This window comes from Cellulomonas sp. P5_C6 (assembly GCF_054049635.1).
In genome coordinates, this window is record NZ_JBFULZ010000140.1 from 1 (window position 1) to 10,657 (window position 10,657).

Sequence of the window (10,657 nt, forward strand, 5' to 3'; positions counted from 1 at the left end):
GCGCCGCGCGCTGCGGCCCCTGCAGGCCGGCTGGCGCGACGTCTGGTCGCAGGCCCGGGACCGTCGTCTGGCGCGGGCCGAGGCGCGCCGGGTGGTCCAGGCGCCGAGCGAGCTCGAGCTGCGGGAGCTGGCCGGTCTGGCCACGCGCCGCCGGGCCACTCTCGCTCTCGTCGTCGGCGTGCTCGTCGTGCTGGCCGCGGTCGCCCTGGGGCCGCTCGTGGCACCGGTCCTCGGCGGCGCGCGGCTCGTCGGCGAGGCCCTGCTGCCGGTCTCCGCCCGGCTGGGTGACCTCTGGGCGGCCGCGACGTCCGGCTGGGTCGCCGACGGCCTCGGCGGTCCGGGTCCCGCGGACGCCCTGCTCAGCGCGCTCGCCGTCCCGACGATCCTGGTCGGCGGGTCCGCGTCCGGCGCCGTCGCGCTGCTCCTGCTCGGCTCGGTCGTGCTCGCGGGCATCGGCGCCTGGGCCGCGGCGGGCGCGGCGACGCGCTCGGTGGGCGTGCGCGCCTGGGCCGCGATCGTCTGGGCCGGCGCGCCGGCCCTGCTCCTCGGGCTCGGCGGCGGCCGGCTCGGCGCCGTCGTCGCCCACGTGGCGCTGCCCTGGGTCGCGCTCGGGCTGGCGCGCGCCGTGGGTGTGCAGCGCGTCGACCAGGTGCTCTCCGGCCTCGCGACCGCGCAGCGCGACGACGACGAGGTGCTCGACGAGGGCGAGGTGTCCACGCCGGTCCGCGGCACGCCGACGGTGCCCACACCGCGGACCTCCGGCGACGCCGACCCCGCTCCGGAGGCCGACGAGGCCCCTGCCGAGCGCGTCGGCGCCCCCGACCCCACCGGCTCCATCTCCGCGGCCGCGGCGGCCGCGATCGCGTTCGCCGTGGTGGTCGCCGGCGCGCCGAGCCTGCTCGTGCCGGGGCTCCTGGCCTTGTGCGTCGTGGCGCTCTGCGCGCCGCGCCGGCGCGGCCGGGTGCTCCTGGTCGCCGTCCCCGCTCTCGCGCTGCTCGGGCCCACGCTCCTCGAGGCGGGAAGCCGCGGGCTCGAGGGCTGGCGGCTCCTGTTCGCCGACCCGGGGATGCCGGCCGTGTCGACCGCCTCGGACCCGCTGAGCCGGCTGCTCGGCGTGCCGGCCGACCCGTCCTCGCTCGTCCCCGCCGGCCTGCCGACTGCGGTCGCGGCCGCGTGGCCGCTCGCGCTGGGCGCGGTCGTGCTGGCGCTGGCGGTCCTCGCGCTGCTGCGCGGCGCACCGGTCGCGCGGGCCGTGCGCGGTGCCTGGGTGGTCGCCGCGCTCGGTGTGGCCGCCGCGTCTGTGGCCGTCGCGGTCCCCGTCGCGGTCGCCGACGGCGTGGTCGTGCACGGGTGGGCCGGCCCCGCGACGTCGCTCGCCGGCGCCGGGCTGCTGACCGCGGCCGTCATCGGCACGGACCGGCTGCGCGAGCGGCTCATGCACTACACGTTCGGCTGGCGCCAGGCGCTGGTCGCCGTCGTGACGCTGCTGGCCGTCGCGGTCCCCGTGGCCTGGCTCGGCACGTGGACCTGGCAGGCCCGCAGCGGCGACGCGGTCTCGCTGCGCCCCGTCGACCGCGTGATCGTCCCGGCGGTCGGCCAGCAGGCGCAGGGCTCCGACCTCGCGTCGCGGGTCCTCGCGGTGAGCCTGGAGCCCACCGGCGACACGACGACCGCCACGTGGCAGCTGATGCGCGGCGACGGACCGCAGCAGCTGGACCAGGCCGCCGCGGCCTGGACGCGCACCGTCGGGGGCGACCTGCTGACCCCGGACCCGACTGCCGACGACGCCGCGACCAGCGAGGTCGACGCCCTCGTCGCGCGCCTGGCGACCGCGGCCACCGGCGACGTCTCCGGGGAGCTCGCGTCGCTCGCCGTGGCCGACGTGCTCGTCCCGCCGCTGCCCACCGACCTCGGCGGCGTCGAGCCCGCGGTGGCCGCGGCGCAGCGCGAGGAGCTGGTCAGCAGGCTCGACTCGACCGCCGGKCTCGAGCGCGTGACGGAGAACGCGTCCGGCACCATCTGGCGGGTGCAGGCGACGGCGCCGGGTGCCGGCGTGGCCGCGCCGACCGTCGTGCCGGCGTGGGCCCGGCTGGTGCCGGCCGGCGCCGACGTCACGGACCCGACGGTCGTGGCGGCGCCGGTCGCGTCGAGCGACCGCGCCGTGGACACGCCCGTCGCCGCGGGGGAGGGCGACCGGCTGCTCGTGCTGGCCGAGCGCGCCGACCCGCACTGGCACGCGTGGCTCGACGGCGCTCCGTTGCGGGCGGTCGACGACGGGTGGCGGCAGACGTTCGCGGTCGGCGCTGCCGGCGGCGACCTGGTGGTCCGGTTCGACAGCCCGGACCGCACGCCCTGGCTCGCCGTGCAGGGCCTGGTCGCCCTGATCACCCTGCTGCTCGCGGTGCCGGTGCGCCGTCGCCGGGGGGTGCGGACATGAGCGAGCCGACGCGCAAGCAGGTCTGGCTCGGCCGGTCCGCCCGGGCCGTGTCCGGCCTGGCCGTGCTGGGGCTGGCGGCCGTGGTCGTCGTCGCCGGCGCGCGGCTGCCGGGCGCCACGGCCACCGACGTCCCGCCCGCGCTGGTCTCGGTGCCCCCCTCGGCGTCGACCCTGGTCTGCCCGGGACCCCTGATCCAGCCCGACGACACGGGCCGCGGCGACTCCGCGTTCGACCCGACACCCGTCGACCCCGTCACCACGGTCACCGCCGTGACGTCCGTGCCGGACTCGGACGGCAGCGCCGCCGGGACGGTCGGACCCCTCGACCGCTCGAGCACCACCGCGACGCTCACCGCAGGCGGCGACTCGGCCGTCGTCGCCGGCGTGACCGGTCCGCAGATCGTGCGCGCCGAGCCGGGCGCCGCCCCGGCTCGCGTCGCCGCGGCCACCGGGGGGCTGGTGACGGCGGGCGACCTGCGCGGGCTGTCCGCCGCCTCGTGCCAGCAGCCCGTCGCCGCCGCCTGGCTGCTCGGCGGCGCCACCGACCTGTCCAGCACCGCGCAGCTCGTCCTGGACAACGCCGGCACCACGCCGGCCGAGGTCACCATCGAGATCTGGGGCCCCTCCGGGCCGGTCGACCTGACCGGCGAGCGGTACCTGGTCGCCCCCGGGGCCGAGCGCGTCGTCGTGCTGGGCGGGATCGCCGCCGAGCAGCGGCGCCTCGCCGTGCACGTGACCGCCACCGGCGGCCGCGTCGGGGTGCACGTCCAGGACTCGGCCATCGACGGCTTCACCCCGGCCGGGACCGACCTGGTCGTCCCGGGCGCAGCGCCCGCGCGGCGGCAGGTGGTGCCCGGGGTGTCGGTGGTGGCGTCGGCCGTCGGCGACGCGACCGCGCCCTCCCTGCGACTGCTCGCCCCCGGTACGCGGGGGACCACCGCCCACGTCACCCTGCTCGGCCCCGCCGGTGTGGTGGAGCTCCCCGGGGCTGACTCGGTGGCGCTCGCCGCCGGAGAGGTCACCGACGTCACGCTGGGCGGGCTCCCCGCCGGCGCCTACACCGTGGTCGTCGACGCCGACCAGCCGGTCCTGGCCTCCGCGGTCGTGACCCGGCCCGGTGCGGTCGGTGAGCTGGACGACGTGCCGAGCTCCGAGCGCGGCTGGGCGGCGTCCACCGCCGTCGGCCGCAGCGGTGTCGTCGCCGTCCCGACCGGCACCCGCGGGGTCCTGGTGATCGGCGCCGTCTCGGAGCACGCGGACCCGACCTCCGGCCGCGACGCGACCGCGACCCTGCGCCTGCTCGGACCCGACGGTGCGGTGATCGTCGAGCGGACCGTGCGCCTCGGCGCGGGCACCACCGGCGCCTGGAGCGTCGACGAGCTCGCCGCCGGCACCGGGGACGTCGTCGTGCCCGACCCGGCGGCCCCGCCGGTCCCGGCGCCGGCACCCGGTGGGGTGGTCGGGGTGGACCTCGTCACCGACGACGGCGCGGACGTCGCGGTCGCGTGGGCCCTGGTGTCCGAGGTCCACCGGCCCGACGGCATGCTGGTCTCCGTGCTGGACCCGGTGCCCGTGCCGCGCACGACCGCCGACGTGGCCGTCCGCGAGGACCCGCGCCTCGGGACGCGCTGACCCGCGACGCGGGACAGTGAAGCCCCGGTCAGCTCGCGGCGCGGAGCTCCGAGCGCTCGCGCAGCCGAAGCCCCAGGGCCGCCGCCTGCCGGACCGGCCACTGGTACCAGTGCGGGTACCGCCGTCCGACGTACCGGGCCGCGCTGGCGTGGTGCGCCGAGATCATCGGCGCCGGCTTCGCCCGCCAGGACGTGCCGCCCACGTGCGTGACCTGCACCTGCGGCACGTAGAGGTTGGTCCAGCCCGCCCGGCCGAGGCGCTCGCCCAGGTCGACGTCCTCGAAGAACATGAAGTAGCCGTCGTCGAAGCCGCCGACCGCCTCGAACGCCTCGCGCCGCAGCAGCAGGCAGGCGCCTGACAGCCAGCCGGCCGGGCGCTGCCCGCCGGTGCTCTGCTGCCGGGCCTGGTAGCGGCGGGTCCACGGGTTGCCCGGCCACAGCCGCACGAACACGGCGTGCCCGGCGCCCTGCGTCAGCGACGGCAGCTCGCGCGCGGAGGGGTAGACGGTGCCGTCGGTGTTCAGCAGCGCGGGACCGACGGACCCGGCGGTCGGGTGGGCCTCCGCGGCGGCGACGAGCTGGTCCAGCGACCCCGGCTGCCACTCGATGTCGGAGTTGGCGACGACGATCCACGGCGTCTGCGCGCCCTGCGCGCCGAGGTTGGCGCCGCGTCCGTACCCGAGGTTGTCGCCGCTGGCGATCAGGCGCGCGCCGTACTCGTCGGCCACCTGGCGCGCGACGGTGGGGTCGGTGCCGTTGTCGACGATCACGAGCTCGGCCGGCTGGACGGAGGCGGCGCGCAGGGTCCGCGCGAACGTCACCAGCTCGTCGCCGGGGTGGTAGACGACGCAGACGACTCGGACGGTGGGCGGGGCAGGGGAGGAGGGGCTGGCGGGGCTCATCGTCCGGACAGGGTAGTGGGAATCAATGAGCATCCCCGTACTGCGGGTCCACGTCGTCGGGCGACCGGCCGAGCATGTGGGCCACCTGCTCGACGACGACGTCGCGCACCAGGTCCGCCATGTCGAGGGAGTCGGCCGCGCGCGACTCGACCGGGCGGCGGTAGACGACGATGCGCGCCGGGAGCCCGGCGTCGGCGGGGAAGTAGCGGCCGAGCGGCACCCCGCCGCGCTCCCACGGCGCGGGGTTGGACGGCGGCACGTCCTCGACGGCGAACTCGGTGCCCTGCAGCTGACGGGCCCAGGTCCGCTCGATGCGCTCGACGGCGTCGAGGACGAGGTCGTCGAACCGCTCGGCGCGGGTGCGGTAGGCGGGCATGGAGCTGGGCAGCAGGGGCCCTCGGGGTCCGCGCCCGCGGCGGTCGCGACGCCGGACCGGGGCCACCGTCGTGGTGGGCAGCGCGAGCGTGCGGCGGCCGATGCCGGGCGTGCGGCGGGCGGGCGGCGGGGGCGTGGAGCTCACCACTGCACTGTAGATCGCACCCGGGCGACGGCGTGGGGAGGCACGGCTGTGGGCGCCCGGGGGTACGGTCAGCGCGTGAGATCCGTGAGGCAGTGCACGCGCACGGCGTGTGRCCGTGCAGCTGTGGCCACCCTGACCTATGTGTACGCCGACTCGACCGCCGTGCTCGGTCCCCTCGCGCAGCAGGCCGAGCCCCACTCGTACGACCTGTGCGTGGAGCACGCGGAGCGTCTGACCGCGCCGCGCGGCTGGGAGGTCGTCCGACTCACGCCGGAGTTCGCCGCAGCCCCGCCCAGCCAGGACGACCTGCTCGCCCTGGCCGACGCGGTCCGCGAGGCCGGCCGTCGCCCGGAGCCCGAGCAGGTAGCGCTGCCCGAGGCGGTCGGCGCGGCCCTCAGCGAGGCGCCGCGGCGCGGGCACCTGCGGGTGCTGCGGGGCGAGGGCTGACGTGGCCCGCCGCAAGGGGGAGGCCGCTCGCGCCCGTGCCGAGCGCGCGGGGGAGCCGCTGGGGTCGATCAGCCAGCCCGCCGGGCCCGTCGTGCCGGGCTCCGAGGCGTGCCTGCAGTGCGGCGAGACGGACCTGACCCGCATCCGCATGGCCCTCACCAACGGCCGTCAGGTCGTCTTCGTGTCGTGCCCGTCGTGCGAGCAGCGCAACTGGTTCGCCCTCGACGGCGACGGCACGCCGCTGGCCCGCGACGAGGTCGTCGGCGGCTGACGTGTGACGGTTCCCACCTCGGCAGCGTGGGAGCCCCGGGTACGATGACCCGCGTGACCTCCCCTGCAGCCGACCGTGTCGATCTGACTGCCCTCATCAAGGCCTACGACGTCCGGGGTGTCGTCCCCGACGAGCTGAACCCCGCGGTCGCCCGTGCGATCGGCGCGGCGTTCGCGGACGTCGTGGTCCTCCCCGAAGCCACCGGCCGCCCGCGGGTGGTCATCGCCAACGACATGCGCCCCTCCGGCCCGGAGCTCGTCGCGGCGTTCGCCGACGGTCTGGCCGTGCGCGGCGTCGACGTCCTGCGGATCGGCCTGGCGTCGACGGACGGCCTCTACTTCGCCTCGGGCGCGCTGGGCATCCCGGGCGCCATGTTCACCGCCAGCCACAACCCCGCGCAGTACAACGGCATCAAGCTGTGCCGGGCGGGTGCGCGACCGGTGGGCCAGGACAGCGGCCTGACGACGGTGCGGGAGCTCGCCGGTGACTACCTCGCCGGTGCGGTCCCCGAGGTCGACGCCGCGCAGCGCGGCACGGTCGAGGACGGCGACATGCTCGCCGAGTACGCCTCGTTCCTGCGCTCGCTGGTGGACCTGTCGGGGATCCGGCCGCTCAAGGTCGTCGTCGACGCCGGCAACGGCATGGGCGGGTTCACCGCGCCGGCCGTCCTGGGCACGGGCGCGGGTCTGCCCGGCCTGCCGCTCGACGTCGTGCCCCTGTACTTCGAGCTGGACGGCACGTTCCCCAACCACGAGGCGAACCCGCTGGAGCCCGAGAACCTGCGGGACCTGCAGGCGGCCGTCGTCGAGCACGACGCCGACCTGGGTCTGGCCTTCGACGGCGACGCGGACCGGTGCTTCGTCATCGACGAGCACGGCGACCCCGTCAGCCCGTCCGCGATCACGGCGCTGGTCGGGCTGCGGGAGGTGCAGCGCGAGCTGGCCGCGGGCCGCACGCCGACAGTCATCCACAACCTGATCACGTCGCAGGTGGTCCCGGACCTGCTGAGCGCGGCGGGCGCGAAGACCGTGCGCACCCGGGTGGGTCACTCGTTCATCAAGGCGCAGATGGCCGAGAACGACGCGGTCTTCGGCGGGGAGCACAGCGCGCACTACTACTTCCGCGACTTCTTCTTCGCGGACACGGGCATGCTCGCGGCGATGCACGTGCTCGCGGCGCTCGGCGGCCAGCCGCACCCGCTGTCGGCGCTGTCCGAGCAGTACCAGCCGTACTCCGCGAGCGGGGAGATCAACTCCCGGGTCGCCGACGTGGCGGCCGCGCGCGACCGGGTCATCGAGGCGTACGTGACCCAGCAGGGCGCGGGACCGGTGTCGGTCGACGAGATGGACGGGCTCACCGTGTCGCACTGGGACGGCCAGCCGCAGTGGTGGTTCAACCTGCGCGCGTCCAACACGGAGCCGCTGCTGCGGCTCAACGTCGAGGCCGCCGACGAGGACGTCATGGAGAAGGTCCGCGACGACGTGCTCGCGCTGGTCCGCCAGGACGGGGAGTCCTGATGACCTCCGGCCGTTCCCTGGAGCCGTGGGCGCGCGAGCTCCTGCGCTGCCCGGTGACCGGCGCGACGCTGGTGGACGGGGTCGGCCCGGACGGCGAGCCGACGCTCGTCTCCACGGACCCCGAGAACCCGCTGGCGTACCCGGTCCGCGACGGCATCCCCGTCCTGCTCGTCGGCGAGGGCGTGCCGGTCGGCCGCGGCTGACCCCCTCTCGTCCCCGATCTGAACCCAGGAGCACGAGTGGCGCACGACGGCGGCAACAAGGCGATCGTGGCGGCACTGGCCGCCAACCTCGGCATCGCGGTGACCAAGTTCATCGCGTACCTGCTCACGCTCTCGAGCTCGATGCTGGCCGAGTCGGTGCACTCGCTGGCGGACTCCGGCAACCAGCTGCTGCTGCTGGTCGGTGGCAAGCGGGCGCGTCGGGACGCCGACGTGGAGCACCCGTTCGGCTACGGCCGTGAGCGGTACGTCTACGCGTTCATCGTGTCGATCATCCTGTTCTCGCTCGGTGGCCTGTTCGCGCTGTACGAGGCGTGGCACAAGTGGCAGGACCCGCACCCCATCGAGGGGCGCTGGTGGTGGGTGCCGCTCGTCGTCCTCGTGGTCGCCCTGGCGCTCGAGGGGTTCTCGTTCCGCACGGCCATCCACGAGTCGAACGAGGTCCGCGGCGACCAGTCGTGGGTCTCGTTCATCCGCACCGCCAAGGCCCCCGAGCTGCCCGTGGTCCTGCTGGAGGACTTCGGCGCGCTGATCGGCCTGGTCCTGGCGCTGTTCGGCGTCGGGATGACCCTGATCACCGGCAACGGGAAGTTCGACGCCCTGGGCACGGCCGGCATCGGGATCCTGCTCGTGCTCATCGCGATCGTGCTGGCGCTGGAGACGAAGTCGCTGCTGCTCGGCGAGTCGGCGTCGGCCAAGGACGTCGTCGCGATCGAGACCGCGCTGGTCGGCGAGGGCGTCGAGTCCGTGATCCACCTGCGCACGCTCCACCTCGGTCCGGAGGAGCTGCTGGTGGCCGCCAAGATCGAGGTCTCGGCGGCGGTGAGCGCTGCCGACGTGGCCGCGGCGATCGACGCGGCGGAGGTCCGGGTCCGCGCGGCGGTGCCCATCGCGACCGTCATCTACCTCGAGCCGGACCTGCGCCGCGCGGTCGCCGAACCCGGTGTGGCGGGCGCGACCCAGGTCTAGCATGGCCCGGACGGCGTGGGTGATGCCCGCAGACCGAGAGGGGTCGCGCCGGCGCGAACGACGACGGGCTCGACGCCGTCCGCTCGCGCCTGCCCACCGCACGCGCACCCCTCAGGAGTGAGATGTCCACGTTCTCTGAGCTTTCCGGTACGTACAAGGTCCGCGACCTGTCCCTCGCCGAGGCCGGCCGTCACCAGATCCGCCTGGCCGAGCACGAGATGCCGGGGCTCATGGCCCTGCGCGCCGAGTTCGGCCCCTCGCAGCCGCTCGCCGGCGCGCGCATCGCCGGCTCCTTGCACATGACGGTGCAGACCGCGGTGCTGATCGAGACCCTCGTCGCGCTCGGCGCGGACGTCCGCTGGGCGTCCTGCAACATCTTCTCGACGCAGGACGAGGCCGCCGCCGCGATCGTCGTCGGCCCCGGCGGCACGGTCGACGCGCCCGCCGGCGTGCCGGTGTTCGCGTGGAAGGGCGAGTCGCTCGAGGAGTACTGGGAGTGCACCGAGCAGATCCTCGTGTGGCCGGGCGGCACCGGCCCGAACATGATCCTCGACGACGGCGGCGACGCGACCCTGCTGGTGCACAAGGGCGTCGAGTACGAGGCCGCGGGCGCGGTGCCGGCGGACCCGCAGCCCGGCGAGGACGGCTACTCCGAGGAGTACCTGGTCATCCTCGGCACGCTGCGCCGCTCGCTCGCGGCCGACCCGCAGCGGTGGACCACGATCGCCGCGGACATCAAGGGCGTCACCGAGGAGACGACCACGGGCGTGCACCGSCTSTACCAGCTGGCGGAGGCCGGCGGGCTGCTGTTCCCCGCCATCAACGTGAACGACTCGGTGACCAAGTCGAAGTTCGACAACAAGTACGGCATCCGGCACTCGCTGCCCGACGGCATCAACCGGGCCACCGACGTGCTGATGGGCGGCAAGGTGGCGTTCGTCGCGGGCTACGGCGACGTCGGCAAAGGCGCGGCCGAGGCGTTCCGCGGCCAGGGTGCCCGCGTGATCGTGTCCGAGGTGGACCCGATCTGCGCGCTGCAGGCGGCGATGGACGGGTACCAGGTGGCCCTGCTCGACGACGTGCTGGGCTCGGCGGACTTCTTCATCACGACGACCGGCAACAAGGACGTCATCTCGGCAGCCCAGATGGCCCGCATGAAGAACAAGGCCGTCGTCGGCAACATCGGGCACTTCGACAACGAGATCGACATGGCCGGCCTGGCCGCGGTCCCGGGCATCACGCGCACCGAGATCAAGCCGCAGGTGCACGAGTGGACGTTCCCGGCCGATGCGTCCGGGGCGGAGCGGTCGATCATCGTGCTGTCCGAGGGGCGCCTGCTCAACCTCGGCAACGCGACCGGTCACCCGTCGTTCGTCATGAGCAACTCGTTCTCCAACCAGGTGATCGGCCAGATCGAGCTGTTCACCAAGCCCGGCGACTACGCCCGCGAGGTCTACCGCCTGCCCAAGGTGCTCGACGAGAAGGTGGCGCGGCTGCACCTGGACGCGCTGGGCGTGCGGCTCACCGAGCTCACCAAGACCCAGGCCGAGTACCTGGGCGTGGACGTGGCCGGCCCGTACAAGCCGGAGCACTACCGGTACTGACGCCCTAGTTGTACTGACCAAGACCGTTGTTGACGTGACGAGAGACCTCCGGGTCGAGTGGGACTGCTGAAGGAACCACTTGGACCAACGGAGGTCTCTCGTGTCTCACGCTAATGCCCGGCTGACGCCTGCCGGCAGG

General features: G+C 75.2%; 10 protein-coding genes. 8 read left to right on the top strand and 2 right to left on the bottom strand.

What is annotated here, in order from left to right:
* Both ACXJKG_RS14920 and ACXJKG_RS14925 read left to right on the top strand, forming a co-directional pair.
* Nucleotides 1-2,437 (top strand): glycosyltransferase family 2 protein (locus ACXJKG_RS14920; protein ID WP_456846532.1); only part of this gene is annotated, 2,437 nt, incomplete at its 5' end.
* Nucleotides 2,434-4,068 (top strand): DUF5719 family protein, encoded by a 1,635-nt coding sequence (locus ACXJKG_RS14925; RefSeq protein ID WP_456846533.1) that lies wholly within the window; start codon nucleotides 2,434-2,436, stop codon nucleotides 4,066-4,068. The genes ACXJKG_RS14920 and ACXJKG_RS14925, both read left to right, overlap by 4 nt.
* A gap of 28 nt (nucleotides 4,069-4,096) precedes the next feature.
* On the opposite strand, the gene ACXJKG_RS14930 is transcribed toward ACXJKG_RS14925, so the two are convergent.
* Both ACXJKG_RS14930 and ACXJKG_RS14935 read right to left on the bottom strand, forming a co-directional pair.
* Nucleotides 4,097-4,969, bottom strand: coding sequence for a glycosyltransferase family 2 protein (locus tag ACXJKG_RS14930; protein WP_456846534.1), 873 nt, complete (start codon nucleotides 4,967-4,969; stop codon nucleotides 4,097-4,099).
* A gap of 22 nt (nucleotides 4,970-4,991) precedes the next feature.
* A complete protein-coding gene (locus ACXJKG_RS14935) occupies nucleotides 4,992-5,489 on the bottom strand; it encodes a metallopeptidase family protein (RefSeq protein ID WP_456846535.1) in 498 nt (165 codons plus the stop codon).
* A gap of 75 nt (nucleotides 5,490-5,564) precedes the next feature.
* On the opposite strand from ACXJKG_RS14935, the gene ACXJKG_RS14940 reads away from it, so the two are divergent.
* The 6 genes from ACXJKG_RS14940 (at nucleotide 5,565) to ahcY (ending at nucleotide 10,518) form a co-directional block, all read left to right on the top strand.
* Nucleotides 5,565-5,936 carry a DUF3499 domain-containing protein gene (locus ACXJKG_RS14940; RefSeq protein ID WP_456846536.1) on the top strand — a complete coding sequence of 124 codons (372 nt, stop codon included), beginning with the start codon at nucleotides 5,565-5,567 and terminating at the stop codon, nucleotides 5,934-5,936.
* Nucleotide 5,937: 1 nt separating this feature from the next.
* A complete protein-coding gene (locus ACXJKG_RS14945) occupies nucleotides 5,938-6,207 on the top strand; it encodes a hypothetical protein (protein WP_456846537.1) in 270 nt (89 codons plus the stop codon).
* A gap of 44 nt (nucleotides 6,208-6,251) precedes the next feature.
* A complete protein-coding gene (locus tag ACXJKG_RS14950) occupies nucleotides 6,252-7,724 on the top strand; it encodes a phosphomannomutase/phosphoglucomutase (RefSeq protein WP_456846538.1) in 1,473 nt (490 codons plus the stop codon).
* Nucleotides 7,724-7,927, top strand: coding sequence for a Trm112 family protein (locus ACXJKG_RS14955; protein WP_456846539.1), 204 nt, complete (start codon nucleotides 7,724-7,726; stop codon nucleotides 7,925-7,927). The genes ACXJKG_RS14950 and ACXJKG_RS14955 overlap by 1 nt, the downstream gene beginning before the upstream one ends.
* Before the next feature lie 36 nt (nucleotides 7,928-7,963).
* Entirely contained in the window at nucleotides 7,964-8,914 is a 951-nt protein-coding gene (locus ACXJKG_RS14960; protein WP_456846540.1) for a cation diffusion facilitator family transporter, read from the top strand.
* A 122-nt stretch (nucleotides 8,915-9,036) separates the two neighbouring features.
* Nucleotides 9,037-10,518 carry an adenosylhomocysteinase gene (ahcY, locus tag ACXJKG_RS14965; RefSeq protein ID WP_456846541.1) on the top strand — a complete coding sequence of 494 codons (1,482 nt, stop codon included), beginning with the start codon at nucleotides 9,037-9,039 and terminating at the stop codon, nucleotides 10,516-10,518.
* Nucleotides 10,519-10,657: the final 139 nt, after the last annotated feature.

Bases quoted from the DNA above. Each gene is read 5' to 3' on its own strand.
- ACXJKG_RS14950 (WP_456846538.1), top strand. From the start codon at position 6,252: ATGACCCGCGTGACCTCCCCTGCAGCCGACCGTGTCGATCTGACTGCC.
- ACXJKG_RS14925 (WP_456846533.1), top strand. From the start codon at position 2,434: ATGAGCGAGCCGACGCGCAAGCAGGTCTGGCTCGGCCGGTCCGCCCGG.
- ACXJKG_RS14955 (WP_456846539.1), top strand. From the start codon at position 7,724: ATGACCTCCGGCCGTTCCCTGGAGCCGTGGGCGCGCGAGCTCCTGCGC.
- ACXJKG_RS14930 (WP_456846534.1), bottom strand. From the start codon at position 4,969: ATGAGCCCCGCCAGCCCCTCCTCCCCTGCCCCGCCCACCGTCCGAGTC.